Here is a 22661-nt window from a genome sequence, read left to right on the forward strand (position 1 = left end):
ATTTATTCTGCATTAGCAGCAGACAATGCTACCTTTAAAGTTTGCTGCTTGCCGTCACGATATATTTTCAATTCGACATTGTCGCCAGTTTCAAGTTTCGTATACATGTATCTTCTTAGATCACTTGCATTCCCTACTTTTTCATCATTGATCCCCACGATGACATCCTGTTCCTTGAGTCCTGCAGCAGCAGCCGCGGAGTTAGGATCAACATAGGTAACCATCGTCCCAGAATCCACATTCTCTGGCAGGTTGTCGAGATACATATCGGGAATTTGCGCCAGATCAGCAAGGCTTACACCCAAATAAGGACGTTCCACTTTTCCTTTTTCAATCAGCTGGTTGACGATTGGCAGTGCTTCATTGCTAGGGATTGCAAACCCGAGGCCTTCCACGCCATTTTGCGAAATTTTCAAGCTGTTGATGCCGATTACTTTACCGTCTGTATTGATTAACGCGCCGCCGCTGTTGCCTGGATTGATTGCCGCGTCCGTTTGAATAACGCTCATTTCCCATTCCCCTGCAGAGGTTGGCACAGAGATTGAACGGTCTACCGCACTGACGATTCCTTGAGTCACAGTCCGCGATAAGTCCAGGCCAAGCGGGTTTCCGATGGCCAGTACCTGGTCGCCAGCCCTTAATACAGATGAATCACCAAATTCGATGACATCCGCTGCTTTAGCTGCATCAATTTTGACAACTGCTAAATCAGTCAATGCGTCTGCTCCAACCACTTCTGCATCAACTTTCTCTCCATTGTACAGGGAGACATCAACCTTTGATGCACCTTCAATGACATGATTGTTCGTGACAATGAAAGCACTGCTTCCTTCTTTCTTAAAAATAACCCCAGATCCAGAACCGCTCTCAACATTGCCCTGGCTTTGCGAAAATGGATTGCTTTGCGATTGGAGATTGGTGATGCCAACAATTGATTTCGCAGAAGTTTCAATGATATCGGCAATCGAACCAGAGCTTTTTGATGAGGTTGGTGTCGTGACGATATTTGAATTTTTTTCTGTGACTGTTTCTGTTTGAGGCTGCAGCTGATTCCCTGCGTCAGCTTCTGTAAAATTCACCGCTGCTAGTGTAATCGCGGAACCAACTACCCCAGCCATAACAGTGGACAATATGCTTTTGAATTTATTTGGTTTTTTGACCGGCGCCGGTTCCTGGTACCGGGAATTCTGTTCAAAGTCGTTCATGGTTTTTCCTCCTCGCTTCTAACTTGTCTTCATCATAACCAGAAATTATGAACAAATTATTAACAAACTGAGGCGAGAATTTTAAAAGATTGGGAAAAATTCGAGGTAATTATGAATGAAGCAGTCCATGGGATAAAACAGCCATTTAAAAAACTGCAGACAAGGATGCCTGCAGCTTCAAAAGTTATTACATTTCAATATTCTTCATCAAATTAGCCATTTCAATTGCGGACATTGCAGCGTCCCAGCCCTTGTTTCCGGCTTTTGTGCCTGCACGTTCGATTGCCTGTTCAATCGTATCGGTTGTCAGAACTCCGAAGATGACCGGAACACCTGAATTCATCGCTGCGGCTGATACACCTTTTGCTGTTTCATTGGAAACATAATCGAAGTGTGGAGTGGATCCGCGGATGACTGTGCCTAATGTGATGACCGCGTCATACTTATTGCTTTTTGCCATTTTTTGCGCCACCAATGGGATTTCGAACGCACCTGGAACCCAGGCAACATCGACATTGCCTTCCTCGACACCATGTCTTTTCAAAGCGTCCTGCGCGCCGCCCAGAAGCTTGCTAGTGATGAATTCATTGAACCGCCCGACTACGATGCCGACTTTAAGACCTGTTCCTACTAGATTACCTTCAAAAGTTCTGTTCATGTCCTATTCCTCCAATTATATGGGTTAATTTTCATTAAAAATTAAGTAAATGGCCTAATTTGCTATGTTTTGTTTTTAAATAATTCTCGTTTTCATCCCTTGTAGGCATTTGGATCGGCACCCTGTCGACTACTTCCAGGTCATAGCCCTTTAGCCCTTTGATTTTCCTTGGGTTGTTGGTCAACAATTTAATTTGCTTGATGCCAAGGTCTTTCAATATCTGGGCGCCAATTCCGTATTCACGGAGGTCTGCACCGAAGCCGAGCTTTTCATTGGCCTCAACCGTGTCATAGCCCTCTTCCTGAAGCTTATATGCGCGCAGTTTGTTCATCAAGCCAATGCCTCTGCCTTCCTGGCGCATGTACAGGAGGACACCTCGTCCTTCCTCGTTAATCTGGTTTAAGGCTGCATGCAGCTGCGGGCCGCAATCACAGCGGAAGGAACCGAATACATCGCCAGTCAAACATTCAGAGTGTACTCTCACCAGTACTGGTTCATCAGGATCGATTTCCCCTTTTACCAGGGCGATGTGCTCTTTGTCATCTACTAGATTTGAATAACCGACTGCCTTGAAAATGCCGAATTCAGTAGGAAGATTGATCTCAACCTCTCTTTTAATCAGCTGGTCTTTACGATTGCGGTATTGAATGAGATCTTTTATCGTAATCATCTTCAAATCGAATTGGTCGGCAAACTTGCGCAGCTCGGGGACTCGAGCCATTGTGCCATCTTCATTCATGATTTCACAGATGACTCCGGCAGGCTTGGCACCGCTTAATTTAGCGAGATCGACCGCCGCCTCCGTATGGCCGGCTCTCCTTAATACTCCGCCTTTCTTGGCAACGAGCGGAAAGATGTGTCCTGGTCTTTTAAAATCAGCAGCCTTTGAATCTGGGTCAAGCATGCTCAATACAGTGGCCGAGCGTTCAAAAGCAGAAATTCCGGTTGTTGAATACTTATGGTCAATGCTGACGGTAAAAGCCGTTCCGTGTGGATCCGTATTCCGTGAGACCATCGGCAGTAAGTCCAGCTTCTGTGCCAAGTCCTGTTCAATTGGCACACAGATCAATCCCCGGCCATGGGTCGCCATGAAATTGATCACATCTGGGGTCGCCTTCTCCGCAAGTGCAATAAAATCTCCTTCATTCTCACGGTCTTCATCGTCACAAACAATGACGACATTTCCCTGCATGAGTTCATATATAGCCTCTTCGATTGGATCAAACATTTTCATCACCCTCACATAAACCCGTTATCCTCTAAGAATTGGGCTGTAATATTGTTGCCTCGTTTTGGTGCTGCTGGATACTGGTTACTCAAGAAATGCCCTACATACTTGCCAATCATGTCGCATTCGATATTGACGATATCTCCTGTATCCTTGAACCCTAAGACTGTATCTTTTAAAGTGAGCGGGATGAGCGATAGAGTCAGGCTGTCTTCTGAAATTCCAAAAACAGTCAGGCTTGTACCATCAATAGCGACAGAGCCCTTCATGATGACATATTTCAGCAATTCTGGATCCACTTGAATTTCATAGTAAACCGCGTTATCTATTTGCTTTTTCGCTTTGATGGTGCCGACTCCGTCCACATGGCCAGCGACAAAGTGTCCGCCGAACCGGCCGCCCGCTGCCATCGCTCTCTCCAGGTTCACCTTTGAACCTCTTTTAACAGTTTTTAAACTGGAAGCTTTGACCGTTTCCGGCATGACATCGACGGTAAACCTGTTTTCGGTAAAAGAGGTGACGGTTAAGCATACCCCGTTTACAGCAATGCTGTCTCCGAGGTTCACATCCGTCAGCACTTTTTTCGCATCAATTGTCAGGACAAATGACTCACCGCTATGCTGGAGATTGGCGACGGTCCCAATTTCTTCTATAATCCCAGTAAACATACAAACCTCCTTCTATTCAGGCTCAGCAATGATCCGGATATCCTGGCCAATTTGTTTAACATCTATGATTTTTAAAGGAACTGTATCTTCAATCCGGGCAATTCCTTCGCCTCCGTATGCAGCCGGTGCATTTTTTCCGCCGATCAGCTTTGGAGCGATATAGGTGATGACTTGCTGGAAGGCTTTTTCTTTTAAAAAGCTGCCATGGACCTCAGCTCCGCCTTCTACGTAGACAGAAGTGACGCCGCGCTCACCGAGTTTCCCCAGCATGTCCTTAATTCCGACTTTCGCAGTCTCTAACTTGATGATTTCGATGCCTTGCTCTTTAAATTTTTCCGCTTTTTCTGGTTCGGCATCTGCTCCTGTAACGATGATTGTCGGAGCAGCCTGATCAGTGATGACTCCTGATTCCAAAGGTGTCCTGAGGGTTGAATCCAGAATCACGCGAATGGAGTTTTTCCCGCCAGCTTCAAGTCTTGTCGTCAGGCTCGGGTTATCTTTTATGACAGTATTGACACCAACCAGAATAGCATCATATGTATGGCGGAACTGATGGACATCCTTCCTCGCTTCTTCACCGGTAATCCATTTGCTCTCCCCGGTCACTGTTGCGATCTTGCCATCAAGGCTGGCAGCTGACTTCAAGGTTACATATGGAAGTCCCGTGCTTATGTAATGAAAAAACACCATATTCAGGGCAATGGCTTCTTCCTCCAACAATCCAACCTCGACCTCAATGCCTGCTTCCCGCATCCTTTTGATTCCTGCTCCGCCAACGAGCGGGTTGGGGTCAACCGATGCCACAAACACTTTCTTAATGCCAGACTCTATCACCAAGTTCGAACATGGCGGTGTTTTTCCGAAATGACTGCATGGCTCGAGAGTGACGTACAGTGTGGCTCCACTAGCTTTTTCGCCCGCCATTTGGATAGCATGCACCTCGGCATGGTGCTCACCCGCCTTCAAATGGGCGCCCATCCCAATGATCTGGCCTTTTTTTACTAGAACAGCACCAACTTTCGGGTTCGGGGAAGTCTGGCCTTCAGTCGCACTGGCTAGTTTGATTGCTAGTGACATATAGTCCTGATCATTCACCTGGCTTCCTCCTTTCTAAATTTCCTTCGGGCATTTTTTTAAAAATAAAAGACCCCGAAACAAATTTGCTTCGGGGTCCTAAAAAAGGTTATGCCAAAATAGAGGGTTAAAAAAGGGCATACTAATCCCATTCTCTTAATCCTCATTTTTTTCCTTCTCCCATCCAGACTTTAACTGTCGGCCCTGGAGTTTCACCAGATCCACCGTTTAACAAATGTTAACCGGGTCACGGACTAAGAAGCAAAAGCTTCATCACCGCCGGTTGGGAATTTCACCCGACCCCGAAGGAATGTATTAAGTTAGTGTCATTATACGTAACATGTTCTTAAATGCAAAACAAAACGGTCTGCTATTTTTTCATCAGCTTCTCAATCGTGGTCAATAGTTCATCAACCACTTCATTGTCGCCTTCCTGGATGCGTTCGACGATGCATGATTTCATATGGCCTTCTAGCAGAAGTTTGGCCACACTGTTCAGGGCAGCCTGCGTCGCCGAAATCTGCGTAATGACATCATCACAATACGTATCTCTCTCAATCAGGCCTTTGATGCCGCGAATTTGTCCTTCTATCCGATTCAATCTCGTCACAAGATTCTTTTTCGTTTTTTCAGAGTGATGGCTCTTTCGTTCTGATGAGCAACAGCTGTCACCACATTCAGATGGGTTCACTTCGGGCTCTAAAATGTCCATCTAAAAAACCCCCTTATATCTTTTAAGCTTATTTTATCATACCCCCTAATAGTACCTAACATAAAACCTATTTATTCTTAAAAACAAAAATACACCCCTCTGGACAGGGTGTAGTATATGAGACTCTAAATATTTTCTTCTCTCCTCGATTGTGAAATCAATAGGAGCTCTCTCGAAATCCCTGCGACGAAAAGGCTGCCTGCGAGTAGCGCCAGTGTTCCGTACAAGGGATCTGTCACTTTTGAAAAAATCAGTTGGGCATAGAAGTAAAATCCTGCTCCGATGGCTAGAATGAGTAAAGTATTCCAAAAGTATCGGTACATTTTTTTCCCTCCTGAATCTTATATTATTTAAAACATTATCATAGACTCTACTAGTTGGTTATTGGGAAATTTACTGTCGAATACAGTTGAGATATGAAAGGAGCGAACTAAAAATTGAAACAAAAAACTACAGCAATCATCATATGTTCACTTGTTACCATCTTAGCCATCATTCCGTTTTTTCATACAGAAGAACCGCCAGCCAAGGCTGTTGAGCCTAGTGGGCAGTTGTCCACAGAACTAGGTAGGCTGTTAACAAATGAACCGGTACTTGATGGAGCTTTGGCCGGTGTCAGCATCAGGTCTGCGGAAGATGGAAAAATTTTATACGAGCATATTGGGGATACTCGGTTGCAGCCGGCTTCGGTGCTGAAGATGTTTACAGCTGCAGCAGCTTATTCGGTTTTAGGGGCAGAATACCGCTTTACAACTGAAGTCCTGGCAGATGGAAAAATTGACGGCGGGAGGCTTTCAGGTGACTTCTATCTAAGAGGAATGGGTGATCCGACCCTGCTCGCGGCAGACTTTGATGAAATGGCAAAAAAACTTAAAAATAAGGGAATCAAAAAGGTCTCCGGCAATTTAGTGGTGGATGACAGCTGGTACGATGATGTCCGTTATTCAGAGGATCTAACTTGGAATGATGAGCATCAATATTACGGCGCCCAGGTTTCTGCCCTTACTGCTTCGCCGAATCAGGATTATGATGCAGGCACTGTTATTGTCAATATTTTACCAGGAAAGAAAGGAAAAGCCACAAACATTACACTTGAACCGGAAACCGATTATGTAACTATCTTAAATGAAACGGTAACAGTAGATTCTGGGGGAAAACATGAGGTGAAAATTGAACGTGAGCACGGATCGAATTCCATTTTAGTAAGGGGAACGATCCCGGTCAACGCCCATAAAGCAAGAGAATGGGTTGCCGTCTGGGAGCCATCCCTGTATGCAGGAAGTCTTTTTAAAAAGTCATTAGAAGATCATGGGATAAAAGTTGTTGGGAAAATTATCACGGGACGGGCGACGGAGACAATGACCAAGTTAATTTCTCATAAATCCATGCCGCTTGCAGATCTGATGATACCCTTCATGAAATTAAGCAATAACGGACATGCCGAAGTGCTTGTTAAAGAAATGGGCAAAGTCGATCATGGGGATGGCAGCTGGGAAAAGGGACTTGAGGTCATGGAGACAGAGCTTTCCCGAATCGGGGTTGACACCAGCCGGCTTGTGTTGCGAGACGGATCGGGAATCTCACACGCCAATCTCATTCCAGCGAATGAAGTTAGCAAACTGCTATTTCTGGCCCAAAAAGAGGAATGGTTTCCTGCATTCCAGCGCTCACTTCCAGTTGCCGGAGTTGAGCTCAGAATGGTTGGCGGAACAATGCGCAATAGGCTGAAAGAAGCTCATCTGAAGGACCGTGTATCCGCTAAAACAGGGACGCTGACAGGTGTTAGCACGCTAGCTGGATATGTAAAAACAAACAGTGGGGATACTCTAATTTTTTCCGTCTTGCTGAATAACCTGCTGGATGATCGAGATGGCAAGAAGGTTGAGGATAGAATCGTTAGGATACTTGCAAGATAGCGCATTAAACATAGTAATGTACCCTTATGTAGGTGAAATACGATGCATAAGGGTCCATTTAACACTTGAAATGTACCCTTATGTAGATGAATTGTGGTGCATAAGGGTACATTTAGCCTTCAAATGTTCCCTTAGGTAGGTGAAATACGATGCATAAGGGTCCATTTAGCCTTCAAATGTTCCCTTAGGTAGATGAATTGCGGTGCATAAGGGTGCATTTAGCCTTTAAATGTGCCCTTATGTAGGTGAAATGCGATGTATAAGGGTACATTTACCCTTTAAATGTTCCCTTATGTAGATGAAACGCGGTGCATAAGGGTGCATTTAGCCTTTAAATGTTCCCTTATGTAGGTGAAATGAGGTGTATAAGGCTGCATTTAACCTTGAATGGCTTTTTGAATTTCCTCCAGAAGGATACCTTTTTCATATACTTACTCTAATAGCAGATAACCCTCTTTATTTTCTTTAATTGTATAGTGAGCACCACGGCCACAGCCGCTCAATGTAAAGTCATCTACAAGAATGTTCCTGATGGCTTTTTTCGTTTTGATTGATTTGCACCAATCTTGAATCTTGCTGACTGTTAATTCTTCTTCCGGAAAAAGTAATTGAAGGTCTCTTACACTTCTCAATACTGCTTCATGAATATTTTCCCGCTTCCCGCAATTATTGCATATTAATGTTTTTCTCGTGACTATTGTATTCAATGTATGACAATGAGAACAAGCTATTCCCTTCTTCAATTTCTCGAAATTATATTCAGGGAGCCTCTTATACGGTGAATCGTGGGAATGCAAGGAAAGCAGCCTATCTGATAGATTTGTATGAGTATTTTTTATTGGGGTAATTTGTTTTTGCAGATTATGAAGTAGTCTCGGAATATGGTTGGGAAAGATAATTGGTAAATTACGAGGAGCTTGATAGAGGTAAAAGTTCGGGTTCACGAAGACTAGAGTTGATTCAATGTTAATATTGAATCCAAGTTCCCGTATCATCCTTCGCAGGAGAGACTCAGCTCTTTCCATTTGTATTAGAGGATTCTTGATTTCTGTTCCATTGCTGGTGTACCACCTGTCACCTTCCATATAATAATCGCCTTCGAAATACTTTACTTCAAACAAGTGGATGATCTTGGAGATGAATAGGGAATCGATTTGAAATTTGGTATTACCATGTTCAAGGAGCAGGTCATTCATTACCAAGAAGCCTTTTTCAATCTCCTCCATCCTGCGATCAAAAATCACTTCTCCTTCATAACCTTTTTCCAGGTAGAGATAGTTACTGTATTCTTTCGGAGACAAGTTCATTCGGGCATTCAGTATCCTCAGAATCTGCAGTTCAAGGGATTCAACACGTGATTTAACTATCAAAAAACATTCCTCCATTCGCTATGTATTGCAATTAAATAGTATGTTTTATTTGAATATTTAACAAGTTTTTTTTACTTTGAGTGTCATGCAAAAAGTTTCCGCATAACCAATTGAGAAAAAGCCGTGCAGATTGAGAATATGCACGGCTTTTTCTGGCTTAGTTCGTTACCTTTTGTTAAGGTTACTTAGCAAATCTATGATTTCCAATTGTTACGGTCACTTCTCTTGAAAACACCCATTTACTTACTGCTGTTTTAGGGTTGAAGAAGAACAATGAGCCACTTCCTTGCCCTCTGAATGCTAGCGCTTCTTTTACAGCTTTCTTTGCTTCTGCATCTGCCGGCTTATTGATCGCGCCATTTTTTACAGGAGTGAAAGCATAGTAGCCGTTTGCCTTTTCATAGACAACTCCCTTTACTGTGTTAGGGAATTCAGGGCTTGCTACTCTATTCAAGACAACAGTTGCTACTGCTACTTTCCCTGCATATGGCTCGCCTTTTGCTTCAGCGTGGACCAGCCTTGCAAGCAAGTCCTGATCTGCTGCAGATACGGCTGAAGCCGGGATGGTCAACTTTTGTCCTGGATATAGTAGATTGCTAGTTCTATTGTTCGCTTTCTTCAATTCTGTCAGTTGCACACCATATTTGCTGGCAATTCCCCACATCGTATCTCCTGTTTTCACCTGGTAAGTTGCCGCTTCAGCAGCTGCACCCGTTGAAAATAATGATAAGGATACCACCGCTGTCAGCGCTGCCAATGTCTTTTTCATTTTTCTCATTATCCATACCTCCCAGTAATGTTGCTCTCTTTCTCTACTAATAAGGCTAGCAGTTGTAACATAGTTATTCATTGCCCAATAAGTACCAGCAGAGAAAAAGGTCACAAATTCACTGAAAACGCTTGATTCTTTTTAAACATAGAAATTTATTCCACCTTTCCTAACCTTCCTTCAATAACCAGTGTTGTAAGTATACGGTTCAAATTTTACGGTATATTACAGTTTTGTAACTTGGTAACTTGCTCTATTCCTCTAAAAATTACCCTGACTGTTCGAACTAGCACGATGATCCCTGCAAATCACAAGAGATTGATATTTTATTGAAAAAAAACAAAAGATATCGACCACATTTTGCAATATATCAGCGAATTTTTATTTTATCGACCAAATTCAAAATATATCGACCACTTCCCCCTATATATTGACCACTCCACATAATCCATATCAAAATGAGAGCCTTACGTTAGATTTATTACTTAATTAAAATAATTATAATTAAGTATTGATTTTTAATTGAAAAATGTTATCATTTGACTATAAACCAAATTCACTATAAAGGCGGGATTATGATGAGCAATAATCAAAATAAACTTCTTACTACAAGCTGGGGTGCTCCGGTTGGGGACAACCAGAACTCGATGACTGCAGGACAAAGAGGTCCTACTCTACTGCAAGACGTACACTTGATGGAAAAATTGGCGCACTTTAATCGTGAGCGTGTGCCTGAGCGTGTTGTGCACGCAAAAGGTGCAGGAGCACATGGCTATTTTGAAGTTACTAATGATGTAACAAAATATACGAAGGCAGCATTCCTTTCAGAGGTTGGCAAAAAGACACCACTTTTCGTCCGTTTTTCAACGGTTGCTGGTGAACTTGGATCAGCAGACACTGTCCGGGACCCGCGCGGTTTCGCGGTGAAGTTTTATACAGAGGAAGGAAACTATGATATCGTCGGGAACAATACTCCGGTATTTTTCATCCGTGACGCGATCAAGTTCCCTGATTTTATCCATACACAAAAGAGAAACCCACAAACACACTTGAAGGATCCAAATGCAGTTTGGGATTTCTGGTCACTTTCACCTGAGGCATTGCACCAGGTAACCATCCTGATGTCCGATCGCGGCATCCCGGCTACCCTACGCCATATGCACGGTTTCGGCAGCCATACGTTCAAGTGGACAAATGCCGAGGGCGATGGCGTCTGGATCAAGTATCACTTCAAGACAGAACAAGGCGTGAAAAATCTTACAGCAGATGTAGCCGCTAAAATTGCAGGCGAAAATCCTGACTATCATACAGAAGATTTGTTCAATGCGATTGAAGCTGGGGACTTCCCTGCATGGAAGCTATATGTGCAGATCATGCCACTTGAGGATGCGAACACCTATCGTTTCGATCCATTCGATGTCACAAAGGTATGGTCACAGAAGGATTATCCATTGATTGAAGTCGGCCGCATGGTATTGAATCGTAACCCAGAAAATTATTTCGCGGAAGTTGAGCAGGCTACATTCTCTCCTGGAAACCTTGTTCCTGGTGTCGATGTTTCTCCTGATAAAATGCTACAAGGCCGATTGTTCGCATATGCTGATGCGCACCGTTACCGTGTTGGCGCAAACCATAATCACCTGCCGATCAACAGGGCAAAATCAAAAGTGAACTCCTACCAGCGCGACGGCCAGATGCGTTTTGATGGCAATGGCGGCAAATCAGTAAACTACGAGCCTAATAGTTTCGGAGGACCAACTGAAGTGAATGAGCACAAGCAAGCAGCCTTCCCTGTCAGCGGGGTAGCTGAAAACGTGGGCTACGATCACCACGACCATTATACACAAGCCGGTGACCTGTACCGCCTGATGGGCGAAGAAGAACGCGAACGCCTTGTCGCTAATATTGTCGCTGCAATGAAGCCAGTTCAGCGAGACGATATCAAACTCCGCCAGATCGGCCACTTCTACAAAGCAGATCCAGAATACGGAACACGCATTGCTCAAGGATTGGGCCTGCAGGTGCCACAGGAAGTTTAATATAACTTGAAAACGGATGTCCCATAGAGGGCATCCGTTATTTTATATAGTAACAAGCTGATAGGCTTAGAGGGATTTTTTGGATTAGTGTCCATTAGAAATGCTCTATCGGACAAACTCATGGCGATCTCTTCAAAATGTGTCCGTTAGACAGGCTCTATCGGACAAACTCATGGCACCCCCCTCAAAATGTGTCCGTTAGACGGGCTCTATCGGACAAACTCATGGCGATCTCCTCAAAATGTGTCCGTTAGACAGGCTCTATCGACACAGTCACGACAATCTCCTGAAAAAGTGTCCGTTAGACGGGCTCTATCGGACAAACCCATGGCAATCTCCTCAAAATGTGTCCGTTAAAAGACTTTCTCTCGGACAAACCCGGTTCGACATTTCAAATAAGTGGCCGTTAGAATGCCTAAAAACAAAATAAGCAGACCGGTAATCCGGCCTGCCTGGTCTTTTATTCATTAGAATGTGTGCGCCAAATCCTTAGCACGCGCAATTCCGTTTTCTTTGATTTCCTGTGCTTTTTCCGGGTTGGCATTGTGCCCTTCCAGGTATAGGCATTCCATTGAAGGTACACCGAAGAAGTTCATGATTGTTTCAATGTAGCGATTTCCCATTTCCATGTTTGCTGCAGGTCCTTCTGAGTAGTAACCGCCGCGAGCTTGGATATGGATGGCTTTTTTGTCTGTCATCAAGCCGACAGGTCCTTCCTGGGTATATCTGAATGTCTTGCCAGCAACAGCTACTGCGTCCAGATATGCCTTCATAACTGGCGGGAATGAGAAGTTCCAGAGCGGTGTTACGAAAACAAATTTGTCAGCTGCTGTGAATTGGTCAACCAGTTCAGCAAGGCGGCCTATTTTTGATTGTTCGTCTGCTGTCAGCTCAGTAAACTCTGTACCTTTTTGCAATTTGCCCCAACCGCCTAATACGTCGGCGTCAATGTAAGGAATGTTTTCCTTAAATAGATCCAAATGAATGATTTCGTCATTCTGGTTCTGCTCTTTGTACGTATCGATGAACGCTTTCCCTGCTGCAAGACTGAAAGATTGCTCTTCAGTCAGCGGGTGTGCTGTGATGTATAAAACTTTTGCCATGATGTATTCCACCTTTTCTTTCTTGATTGTAAAACTATTACGAGAAAAATAAATCTCGAATTTAAAATAGCTTACTTCGAGATATTAATCATTTTTTCATCAAAGGTCAAAAGAAATGCTCGCCTATATATCTAATGTTTTTACAAAGCTCAGCATCATAACCCGACCTCACACAGCCTTGCACTGACATGATCGAGGTGCAAGGCGTGCGGCTTACTCGCATTTAGGCTTTAGATTACTTGTGTAATCAGTAATAGTATTCTTTTTCATTTACTTTGCTGTTTCCAGCTTGATGCGGTTTCCAGAAGGATCTGTCGTAATGAAAATACGATTCTCCTCTTCGACCTGCGCCCCAATTTTCTTCAGCGAGGCAAGCGTTTCATTCAAATACTTTTCATCCGGCAATACTAAAGTAAAAGAGGCAAGACCCACGCTATTGGCAGGAGGTTTAGGTGCACCTACTCCATTCCAGGTGTTCAGCCCAATATGATGATGGTACTTTCCGGAAGAAATGAAGAGTGCTTGTGGTCCATAACGGCTTACCACGTCAAATCCAAGTCCCTTTGTGTAAAACTCTTCTGTTTTTACCAGTTCTCCGACGTGTAAATGGATATGCCCCATCACTGTCCCTTCAGGTAGCCCATTCCATGTACCTTCCATCCCCTCTGCAAAAAGGTTTTCAGCATCCAATGGTTCAGTGGCCATCACTACATGCTGCTTATTCCATTCCCATTTTGAAGCTGGTCTGTCTGTATAGATCTCGATACCATTTCCATCCGGATCTGCTAAATACAGTGCTTCACTTACAAGATGGTCAGATGCCCCCTGCAAAGGATATCCAGTCTGCAGGAAATGCTTCAGTACTTTTGCCAGGTTAGTCCGGTCAGGCAGTAACAGTGCGAAATGATACAACCCGGTAGTTCTTCCCTTCTTCGGGATCACATCGGATGGCTGCTCAAGGCTTAATAGCACATTCTTTCCATCAGCAGTTAACTGAGCGGAATTATCCGTTTTTTCATACACCTTAAAACCAATAACTTCTTGATAAAAGGCAAGGGAACGTTCCAGATTTTCTACTTTTATATTTACCTGTCCCACAAAAGTGACTGGCGGTTGATGAAAGTTCATATTCACTTCCTCCTTTTTGATTGAGCACTCTATAGTAAGTCGGATATAGTCAGGATGGCCAAATCAAGCTATGCTCACATATCGCCATTATAAAGATGCATTTAGGTTATTTTATGTAAGTAAATATATATATGTAATTAAATTACGTCAAGTATCCTTTTTATAAAAAGTAATTTATTTTTCAGTTGTTAAGTTTATAATGTTAGTAAGGAGTGATTGATATGGATAAGTCGATTTGTCCCAGATTTGAAAAAGCCATGACAATCCTAAGCCAGCGTTGGACTGGCTTGATCATATACCAGCTGATTTCCGGTCCACAGCGTTTTTGTGCGATTGAATCCTCTGTTGGAGTAAGTGGAAGAGTGCTTTCAGAGCGATTGAAGGATTTGGAAAACGAAGGGATTGTTAGACGTGAAGTTCATCCTGAAACTCCAGTCCGAATCGAATATTCTTTGACCGAAAAAGGTAAGTCTCTGGAACCTCTTATGAAAGAAATAGAAAAATGGTCACAGAGCTGGCTGGAGGCATAAATAATAGCTTCGCACTGAATTCTTCTTTTAAAGCACCCGTTAAATGGGTGCTTTTTGCGTTTTGAAATACTAATTTTTTATAAGAAAAAATGCCAAGCGATAAAGAAACATTTTATAAGACATTTCGGTCCCGCATCTTGCTTGAAATGTCCATTCCCCCTCTAATTGGCTTTCTGCTGCTGACTCATACTATATTGTCTATCGAAAAAAAAGACGTATGCGAATACATACGTCTTTTTTGCCTCATATTTATCTTCCAAGGAAGGAGTTCAGCATCCACACATGCTTTTCCAGACCGGAGTGAATGGACAGAAGCAGGTCGCTTGTTGTTTCATCATTGACTTCTTCTGCCAGCTCCATTCCTTTCTTTAGTTCTTGAATCATTGTGGAATAGTCATCTACTATGCTTGCGACCATGTCAGTTGCGCTTTCATTTTCTGTTGCTTCTTTTACAGATGCGATTTCAAGTGCAGCGGACATGGTTGCGACTGGTTTGTCCCCCATTGACAGCAATCTTTCTGCTAGTTCATCGATATGTAAGGCCGCTTCGTTGTAAAGCTCTTCGAATTTTGCGTGCAGGGTGAAGAATTCTGGTCCGGTCACATACCAGTGGTAGTTATGAAGCTTGATGTAGAGTACAGTCCAGTTTGCAATTTGTTTGTTGACTGACTGCGTCAATTCATTTTTCATTTTGAATCCCTCCTATATGTATGTACGGATTCATTATAGTCCAAGATTATCCAACATTGAGTTAGAACCCGGAATTGTTCACTGTATTGTCAACTTTTAGACAAGTAATGTGCTAGTACCGGGTCAAAAACCAAAATTCTCCATAGACTATACATAAAAAAGCAATTTTTTCTCCAAACTATGCATAGAAGTGGAGGTGTCTAAAGATGGGATTGTTTAATGCGCTTAACCAATTGAGAAATGCAAGATACGAAAACCACATTGCGACAATGAAGGACCAGAATAAATGCCCGGACTGCCATGGCAGAGGATATTACGCTTTTTCCGCGAACGAGTTTGTCTATTATGCAGCACCATACGAATGTCCTGGATGCAGCGGCAGTGGTTTATATACAGATTGGAGCAACAGTACGACATAAAAAATGGCCCCTGCTAGTGCAGAGGCCATTTTTTCCATTTAATAGAGAAGGTACTTTTCCCTTACCTGTTTGAACTCTTTCAAATCATCTTCCCACATGGACTGGATTTCTTCCACGGATGTCCCCGCTTCAATTTCTTCCCTGATCCAGCCGTTACCTGTCAGAAGGTCGAAGAAGGAAATCCCCTTGCTGTCTTCAGCACGGAATTCGAAGTCTTCAGGATACATATCATGAATGGTTTTTACAATATGAAGCCCTGTTACAATCGGCTCAAAAGATTCATAGTCGGTAATATGAATCTGGATACCATGTGACAGTTTGCCAACATGCTTTGAGAACGTCGGGGTGAACGATGCTGCCCTAAATTTTACTCCCGGAAGATCCAGGGAATTTAATTCGGCAGACAAGTCATCGGAGTTGATGAACGGTGCCCCGATCAACTCAAACGGTTTTGTCGTTCCTCTTCCCTCCGATACATTCGTTCCTTCAATCAGTGCTGCTCCAGGATAGACGAATGCTGTATCAAGAGTAGGCATGTTTGGTGAAGGCATGACAAACTGCAGCGGCGTCTCATCATAATGCATTGTGCGCTTCCATCGGTCCATCTCAACGACAGTCAAGTCTGCACCGATGTTGAATTCTTCATTAAAGAGCTTCGACAGCTCACCTACGGTCATACCGTGGCGCAGCGGGATTTCATAGTTTCCTACAAAGGATTTGTATTCAGTTTCAAGGACAGGCCCTTCAACCTTAACACCGCCAAGTGGATTCGGGCGGTCAAGAACAATGAATGGGATATCGTTTTCCTTAGCAGCTTCCATTGCATAAGCCATTGTGTAAATATACGTATAGAATCTTGTTCCTACATCCTGGATATCAAACAGCAGGACGTCCACATTTTCAAGCATATCTGGTGTGGGTTTTTTCGTTTTACCGTAAAGGCTGTAAACAGGAAGCTGCGTTCTTTCATCGATATAGTACTCGACATATGCTCCTGCCTGTGCGCTTCCGCGTACTCCATGCTCCGGTCCGTAAAGTGCCGTCAACTCGACATCAGGATCGTTGAAAAGCAAGTCGACAACACTGTTCAAGTTTTGATCTATTCCAGTAGGATTCGTGATCAGTCCGACTCGCTTTCCTTTGATCAAGTCTTTGTGGTCGTCAAGCAATGCTTCAGCACCAACCTTGAATTTCTTCAGATCCTGGCTCTTGCCCTGTCCGCTATCATGATTTGCCAACGCAATGGTCAATGAAGAGAGAATGAGTACGGTCGTTAATAATGCTGCCAGCCATTTTTTCAACATGATCACTCCTGTTTTAATAGATTTTGAGACTCTTTCATATGGCAAAAATTAAACATACTACCAAGGGCGGGCCTTGCACAAAGCCCGCCTATTCACTTATTAGTAGGTTAAACCATGGCCAAACTCGTAAAGAACTCCGCCATTATAATCAGGAATCGTGATAGGCAGCTTTCCTGTTGGTGCGAATTCACCAAACATTGCTCCGGCCGCTGCTTCAAAGCTTGCTGGACGGAATCCGTATTGGGTCATGTACGCGTCGATTTCTGGGAAAGCCATAATGTCATATGGATTGCGGATGCCGACACCGATAACAGGAGCATCTGCTAGCTCAATGATCTGGTTGACCATTGCCATCTGGGCACTAGAAAGTGTACGGCCTGATACATTGTAAGTATAGGTGCCGACTACCACCGCGTTGGCGTTTTTGATTGATTCCAACTGATCCTCAGTCAGCTTATAAGTTGAAGAGGATATGACGGTTGTATTTTCATGGCGTTTTTTAATTGCATCACCCAGGCTGCTGATAAAAGTGTTGCCCACAACGACGACCTTCTCACTGCTTTCAAGGTTCAAAGGAAGTCCAGCATCATTTTTAACCAGCGTGATTGATTTCTCTGCCGCCTCTTTTTCAATACGCTTATGCTCAGCAGAACCGACCACTTTCACCGCATTCGCAATCTTGTCTTCAACTGAAACAGGATTTTCTTCCTTGATCACGCCTCTTTTTACCTTCAAGGTTAAAATGCGTCTAACAGATGCTTCTACCCGTTCTTGGGAAATCTCGCCAGACTTCACTGCTTCTAATAATCCTGATGCAACTTCTTCAAGACCGACTGGCATTAAAACGATATCCGTGCCTGCTTTTACCGCGCGGATAGCCGCATCAACTGGGCCGAAATGGTCAGCGATCGCTTTCATGTTCATTGCATCTGTTGTGATGACACCTTCATAGCCCATTTCTTCACGCATCAGCTCTGTCAGGACCTTGTATGAAAGGGTTGCCGGAATCGCGATTTCTTCTCCCGTTTTCTGAGAAATGGCTTTTGTTCCGTCGATTTTAGGGAAAGTGACGTGTGCTGTCATAATCGCATCCACGCCTGCTTCCATTCCTTTTTGGAACGGATACAGTTCAACTTCCTTCAAGCGTTCTTTATCATGGGGAACTTCAGGCAATCCAAGGTGTGAATCGACAGCTGTATCCCCATGTCCCGGGAAGTGTTTCGCTGTCGCCGCAACACCTGCGGCCTGGAGTCCTTTTGTATAAGCAACACCCATGTCAGCAACAAGCTGCGGGTCTTCGCCAAATGAACGAACGCCGATTACCGGGTTGTCCGGATTGTTATTGACATCCATAACTGGCGCAAAGTTCATGTTAATACCCAGAGACGCCAATTCCTCGCCGATCGCGTTGCCCACGTTATAAGCGATTTCTGGTGACCGTGTTGCCCCTAATGCCATATTTCCCGGCATATCCGTCCCGGATTGGAGCCTTGTGACAATTCCGCCTTCCTGGTCAATCGTCAGCAGCAGGCCGAATTTTTCAGCAGCAGCTTGATAATCAGAAACCAGGCGTGCCGTCTGTTCGGTTGTCACCACATTTTCTCGGAAAAGGATAACTCCGCCCAAATGGTATTTTTTCACGAGTTGCTCTATTTCCGGCAGCATTTCTGTTACGTTTTCACCCTTCCATGTCCTGAAATCCGGCATCAGCATTTGCCCTGTTTTTTCCTCCAGGCTCATTTTGCTGATTGCATTGCCAATCAAGTCATACCGCTTGCCTTCCTGCTTAATGACCACTGCTTCCGATTCAGGCTTTCCATTTTCCCCTTCTTCTTTAGAGGATGATTTCACTTTATAATCGAGTGCGATGCGGTCCTTGAAGCTACCGTCTGTCACTGTAATGAACGTCCGTCCATTCTGTCCTGTGAACTCCACATTTCCATCCTTGTCCACAGTTGCGACATTTTTATTCGCCGACTCCCATTTAAGGTTTTCGGATGCCAGCATAAAGTGTCCTTCTGAATACACATGGAGTGCTTTCAACTGTAATTTTCCATCTCTCACTGCTGTTTCCGCTTCTGGTACATTTTCGTAAATCACCAGATCTTCCACTGTGTTCTTTTCCTCGGCATTCGCCTTCTTCAAAGAAATGCCAGGCAGCATTTGTGAAAAAGCCAGCATGAACACTAGTGAATAGAGCATCACCTTACTGAGTTTCCTCATCGTATCTCCTCCATTTTGCATATTTTATCCATTTTATTAAGAATTACTAAAGTTAGTAAGTTCTTTGCTCCCAGCCTTCTCCTGAAAACTCAGGCTCAACCTTTTTACCATCAGAAGTTACTAGACTAATATTGTCCACATACCAGCCGCGGCCATTTGTATAACTGTCTGTTTGGTAGCGGAAACGGATGTGCTTAGTCCCTGCTGGAATTTCAACTTGCTCTGAATTCCAATCTATACTGCTTCCTGTAAAAATAGCTGCTTGCTGCCAGCTTTCACCGTCTTCTGAGATCTCCAGATAACCATAATCTGCATCATTTTCAATCCGATGCCAGGTGTCGAATGATAGTTTAGCAGACTTTTCAAGTTTTACCTCTGCTGTCATCGTGCGTTGGAGTTTGTCTCCATATCCTGAAAACCACGCAGACCCATCCGGAATGTTAACCGGGATTGAATCGGCAACCTGTCTTGCCAGCTGTCTCCGTGCGACATTCGTGGAAACCGTGCTGCGGCTTGGATGGACTCTGTTGGTGAGCAGGATAGCAATTGTGCCATTATTCCTGTTCACGACGATTGAAGTTCCGGTATAACCTGTATGGCCAAGTGAAGTACCTTCTGATAAGGCATCCATGAACCAGCCCTGAGCTAGCTCCCAGCCTAATCCATGGTCATCACCAGGGAACTCTGGGATTTGGTTTTCAACAATCATTTCTACGGTTTCTGGCTTTAAAATGACTTCGCTTCCATAACGGCCGTCATTCAAATACATATGGGCAAGCTTTGCCAGATCCTCCGCTGTCGAGAACACTCCTGCATGCCCGGCAACACCATCCAGTGACCAGGCGTTTTCGTCATGAACTTCACCCCAGACCATTCCGCGATGAAGCGCTGGCTGGTATTCTGTGGCGGCGATCCGCTTTTTCAGTGAAGCCGGCGGATTGTACATCGTATCAGCCATTCCCAGCGGCTCTGTTATATTCTCTTTGACAAACTCATCCTGGCGCTGGCCAGAGAGCCTTTCGATCAACAAACCGAGTGTGATCATGTTGAGGTCGCTGTATGTATAAGTACTGCCCGGCTCATTATTTAGCGGATGCTCTAACACAAAATTCATTCTGTCCTCTCGGCTGCTTCCTTTTGTATAAAGAGGCACCCATGCAGTGAAACCAGATGTGTGGGTAAGGAGCTGCCTGATGGTGACGTCTTCTTTTCCATTGGCGGCGAACTCAGGAATATGCTTAGAAACTTTATCATCGAGTTCAAATCTGCCCTGGTCATATAAAATCATCGCCGCAGTGGTCGTAAAAATTTTACTGATAGAAGCAAGATCAAAGATTGTATCCTCCTCCATCTTGATTGGTTCACTAGATTCAGTGAACTGGTCATCTTCATATCTGTAGGCAAAACCATAGGCTTCCTGCTTCACGATATGGCCGCGGCGGGCGACGAATGCGACAGCCCCTGGCATCACGCCGTCAGCAATCATTTTTTCCATATGCCCGTCGATCTCGTCAAGCGGCTGCTGTACCATCCCCGCTCCCCGAACCGACCCTCTATGGAGCACTGGCGATAAAGGGCCTGGCTTGTCCCATGAAAAGACAGGATGGACTTCCTTGAAGCCACCTTTGCCCTCCCGCTGTTCAATTGAAACCCCTGGTGCCTGATTGCCTTCCGCAAATGATACCGGAATCATCACTCCTGTACCGAGAACTGCTGCCGTTAAGGCAATTGATAGTCGTTTGTTCTTCATGTTTCCTCCTTTTCCGAGCTATTGCTCCATTAATCTAGTAAACTTTGAAAAGGCTTTCATGTTGTAACCTTAGACTATCTAAATAACAGTATAGATGTCTATACCACTATAGACCCAACCCTCCTGATAAATAGAAAAATCCCGGGACTGCTCTCCCGGGATTTTAGAATCATTTTTGTAAAAATATTCAAATATTTTGCAGGGATTTTCCCAACATCAAACTTCGTGAATTATTTTCGCTTATTCTCCTTTTGTTTGATCCAATACCTGATCCCCTTACCTGCAAGAGGTTCATCCTTGAAACGCGGTATGACATGCAAATGGGCATGGAAAATCGATTGTCCTCCAGCCCTTCCCGTATTCCATCCAACACTGTAGCCGTCCGGAGTATACTTATCGTCAAGAAATCTTTTTGCACCAAGCAGTAACTCCCGCGAATCCTTCCACTCCTGTTCAGTTAACTCAAAGACGTTCTGCTTATGAAGCTTCGGGATAATCAGCCCGCTCCCCTGCAGGACCTGCTGCTCAGACTCCTTCTGGATGAAGTAACAGGTTTCATTCTCTAGTACAATTTCTTGCTCTTCATCTGCATGTACATTGCAATATGGGCAATTGTCATGGTACATCTTTTAGTGCCTCCATTCCCACTAATTTACTAATCATGCGTATCTTCTTGTTCATGGAATACCTGCATAATAAAACGGACTTACTCTCGATAATCGCGGAATACATTTGCGTCACAGTAAAACCATTTTCTTGACAGCTTTGCCCCTTAATCTTGAAACCTGTCACAATAAACCCGGTTTCTTGACAGCTTTGGGCCTTAACCCCTGAAACCTGTCATAATAATCCCGGTTTCTTGACAGCTTTGGGCCCTAACCCCTGAAACCTGTCATAATAATCGCATTTTCTTGACAGCTTTGAGCCTTAACCCCTGAAACCTGTCACAATAACCGCGTTTTCTTGACAGCTTTGGGCCTTAACCTCCGAAACCTGTCACAATAAACCCGGTTTCTTGACAGCTTTAAGCCTAAAACCATGAAACCTGTCACAATAAACCCGGTTTCTTGACAGCTTTAAGCCTAAAACCATGAAACCTGTCACAATAAACCCGGTTTCTTGACAGCTTTGAGCCTAAAACCATGAAACCTGTCATAATAAACCCGGTTTCTTGACAGCTTTCGGCCTAAAACCATGAAACCTGTCACAATAAACCCGGTTTCTTGACAGCTTTGAGCCTAAAACCATGAAACCTGTCATAATAAACCCGGTTTCTTGACAGCTTTGGGCCTAAAACCATGAAACCTGTCACAATAAACCCGTTTTCTTGACAGCTTTGCGCCTTAACCACTGAAACCTGTCATAATAATTTGCGTTTTCTTGACAGCTTTGTTCACTACAACCTGAAACTTCTTAGTTATTCGTTAAAAACTTTATACTTCGTGGAATTTGAATATGGATAAAACACTAGGTATCTCGCCTTATCCATGAGCTGTTGTTTTCCCAACCCACCTATATAGCAACTTTTTTCCTATATCAATTGATGCTCCAACTTCGATTAACGAAGTGAATCTTTATTTTTCATTACTTTTTTTACCTAACTTATTAAGCCAGGTTTCATAAAACTGATATACAAACCCAGCAGCGACGAAACCAATCAACAGCATGATGACTGAAAGCGTCTTTCTGACCCACGTGATGTCAATAAAAAGGAACAGTGCTCCAGCTACCGCCAAGGAAATGAATATGATGAGCCACCTTCTGATAATCATTGAATCCTTATCCTTGCTCATTTCTCACACCTGCCTTCCTTATTTACTAATACGTAATAAGTGATAACAGGTTTCAAAAAAAGGGCCCAAAATAGGACCCTGC

21 protein-coding genes and 1 riboswitch are annotated in these 22661 nt (G+C 43.9%); of the genes, 4 read left to right on the plus strand and 17 right to left on the minus strand.

The genetic code is table 11. The annotated features are described in order from the left end of the window. Window positions 1-2: 2 nt before the first annotated feature. The 7 genes from J7E32_RS17600 to J7E32_RS17630 form a co-directional block, all read right to left on the minus strand. Window positions 3-1205 (minus strand): S1C family serine protease, encoded by a 1203-nt coding sequence (locus tag J7E32_RS17600; protein WP_214910013.1) that lies wholly within the window; start codon window positions 1203-1205, stop codon window positions 3-5. Between the two features lie 187 nt (window positions 1206-1392). Further along, window positions 1393-1863, minus strand: coding sequence for a 6,7-dimethyl-8-ribityllumazine synthase (ribH, locus tag J7E32_RS17605; protein WP_214910015.1), 471 nt, complete (start codon window positions 1861-1863; stop codon window positions 1393-1395). Between the two features lie 34 nt (window positions 1864-1897). Further along, window positions 1898-3091 carry a bifunctional 3,4-dihydroxy-2-butanone-4-phosphate synthase/GTP cyclohydrolase II gene (locus J7E32_RS17610; RefSeq protein ID WP_214910370.1) on the minus strand — a complete coding sequence of 398 codons (1194 nt, stop codon included), beginning with the start codon at window positions 3089-3091 and terminating at the stop codon, window positions 1898-1900. 11 nt (window positions 3092-3102) lie between these two features. Continuing rightward, window positions 3103-3759 (minus strand): riboflavin synthase, encoded by a 657-nt coding sequence (ribE, locus tag J7E32_RS17615; protein WP_214910017.1) that lies wholly within the window; start codon window positions 3757-3759, stop codon window positions 3103-3105. Window positions 3760-3771: 12 nt separating this feature from the next. Continuing rightward, window positions 3772-4854 carry a bifunctional diaminohydroxyphosphoribosylaminopyrimidine deaminase/5-amino-6-(5-phosphoribosylamino)uracil reductase RibD gene (gene ribD / locus J7E32_RS17620; protein ID WP_214910019.1) on the minus strand — a complete coding sequence of 361 codons (1083 nt, stop codon included), beginning with the start codon at window positions 4852-4854 and terminating at the stop codon, window positions 3772-3774. Window positions 4855-5001: 147 nt separating this feature from the next. Then, window positions 5002-5147: riboswitch (FMN riboswitch) on the minus strand. Between the two features lie 56 nt (window positions 5148-5203). Next, complete coding sequence (locus tag J7E32_RS17625; RefSeq protein WP_041968086.1) at window positions 5204-5545, minus strand: metal-sensitive transcriptional regulator; 342 nt, start codon at window positions 5543-5545, stop codon at window positions 5204-5206. A 125-nt stretch (window positions 5546-5670) separates the two neighbouring features. Next, complete coding sequence (locus J7E32_RS17630) at window positions 5671-5868, minus strand: hypothetical protein (RefSeq protein ID WP_214910020.1); 198 nt, start codon at window positions 5866-5868, stop codon at window positions 5671-5673. 114 nt (window positions 5869-5982) lie between these two features. On the opposite strand from J7E32_RS17630, the gene dacB reads away from it, so the two are divergent. Next, window positions 5983-7461 (plus strand): D-alanyl-D-alanine carboxypeptidase/D-alanyl-D-alanine endopeptidase, encoded by a 1479-nt coding sequence (dacB, locus tag J7E32_RS17635; RefSeq protein ID WP_214910021.1) that lies wholly within the window; start codon window positions 5983-5985, stop codon window positions 7459-7461. Between the two features lie 431 nt (window positions 7462-7892). Here dacB and J7E32_RS17640 read toward each other — a convergent pair whose 3' ends face one another. Further along, window positions 7893-8831: an NERD domain-containing protein gene (locus tag J7E32_RS17640; RefSeq protein ID WP_214910024.1), complete on the minus strand. Its 939-nt coding sequence runs from the start codon at window positions 8829-8831 to the stop codon at window positions 7893-7895. Window positions 8832-9012: 181 nt separating this feature from the next. Then, window positions 9013-9600 carry a cell wall hydrolase gene (locus J7E32_RS17645; RefSeq protein WP_214910380.1) on the minus strand — a complete coding sequence of 196 codons (588 nt, stop codon included), beginning with the start codon at window positions 9598-9600 and terminating at the stop codon, window positions 9013-9015. Between the two features lie 578 nt (window positions 9601-10178). Here J7E32_RS17645 and katA point away from each other — a divergent pair. After that, on the plus strand, window positions 10179-11639 hold the full coding sequence (gene katA, locus J7E32_RS17650) for a catalase KatA (protein ID WP_214910389.1): 1461 nt from the start codon (window positions 10179-10181) through the stop codon (window positions 11637-11639). A 467-nt stretch (window positions 11640-12106) separates the two neighbouring features. Here katA and J7E32_RS17655 read toward each other — a convergent pair whose 3' ends face one another. Both J7E32_RS17655 and J7E32_RS17660 read right to left on the minus strand, forming a co-directional pair. Then, the gene (locus J7E32_RS17655; protein ID WP_214910026.1) at window positions 12107-12742 is read right to left on the minus strand and encodes an FMN-dependent NADH-azoreductase; all 636 of its coding nucleotides are present in this window, start codon (window positions 12740-12742) and stop codon (window positions 12107-12109) included. A gap of 270 nt (window positions 12743-13012) precedes the next feature. Continuing rightward, window positions 13013-13870 (minus strand): VOC family protein, encoded by an 858-nt coding sequence (locus tag J7E32_RS17660; RefSeq protein WP_214910028.1) that lies wholly within the window; start codon window positions 13868-13870, stop codon window positions 13013-13015. 221 nt (window positions 13871-14091) lie between these two features. Here J7E32_RS17660 and J7E32_RS17665 point away from each other — a divergent pair, with 221 nt between their 5' ends. Continuing rightward, on the plus strand, window positions 14092-14400 hold the full coding sequence (locus J7E32_RS17665) for a winged helix-turn-helix transcriptional regulator (RefSeq protein WP_214910030.1): 309 nt from the start codon (window positions 14092-14094) through the stop codon (window positions 14398-14400). Window positions 14401-14649: 249 nt separating this feature from the next. Here J7E32_RS17665 and J7E32_RS17670 read toward each other — a convergent pair whose 3' ends face one another. Beyond that, entirely contained in the window at window positions 14650-15090 is a 441-nt protein-coding gene (locus tag J7E32_RS17670; RefSeq protein ID WP_214910032.1) for a Dps family protein, read from the minus strand. Window positions 15091-15296: 206 nt separating this feature from the next. On the opposite strand from J7E32_RS17670, the gene J7E32_RS17675 reads away from it, so the two are divergent. Further along, on the plus strand, window positions 15297-15509 hold the full coding sequence (locus J7E32_RS17675) for a methionine aminopeptidase (RefSeq protein ID WP_214910034.1): 213 nt from the start codon (window positions 15297-15299) through the stop codon (window positions 15507-15509). Between the two features lie 38 nt (window positions 15510-15547). Here J7E32_RS17675 and J7E32_RS17680 read toward each other — a convergent pair whose 3' ends face one another. From J7E32_RS17680 to J7E32_RS17700, 5 genes are all read right to left on the minus strand, one after another. Next, window positions 15548-16810, minus strand: a complete 1263-nt coding sequence (locus J7E32_RS17680) for an exo-beta-N-acetylmuramidase NamZ family protein (RefSeq protein WP_286183463.1) — start codon at window positions 16808-16810, stop codon at window positions 15548-15550. A gap of 102 nt (window positions 16811-16912) precedes the next feature. After that, window positions 16913-19036: a glycoside hydrolase family 3 protein gene (locus J7E32_RS17685; RefSeq protein ID WP_214910038.1), complete on the minus strand. Its 2124-nt coding sequence runs from the start codon at window positions 19034-19036 to the stop codon at window positions 16913-16915. 52 nt (window positions 19037-19088) lie between these two features. After that, window positions 19089-20786, minus strand: a complete 1698-nt coding sequence (locus J7E32_RS17690) for a serine hydrolase domain-containing protein (RefSeq protein WP_214910040.1) — start codon at window positions 20784-20786, stop codon at window positions 19089-19091. A gap of 230 nt (window positions 20787-21016) precedes the next feature. Then, window positions 21017-21412 (minus strand): HIT family protein, encoded by a 396-nt coding sequence (locus J7E32_RS17695; protein WP_214910047.1) that lies wholly within the window; start codon window positions 21410-21412, stop codon window positions 21017-21019. Between the two features lie 948 nt (window positions 21413-22360). Continuing rightward, window positions 22361-22579, minus strand: a complete 219-nt coding sequence (locus J7E32_RS17700; protein ID WP_214910049.1) for a hypothetical protein — start codon at window positions 22577-22579, stop codon at window positions 22361-22363. Window positions 22580-22661 lie beyond the last annotated feature (82 nt).

This window comes from Bacillus sp. ISL-55 (assembly GCF_018613155.1).
Lineage (GTDB): Bacteria > Bacillota > Bacilli > Bacillales > Cytobacillaceae > Mesobacillus.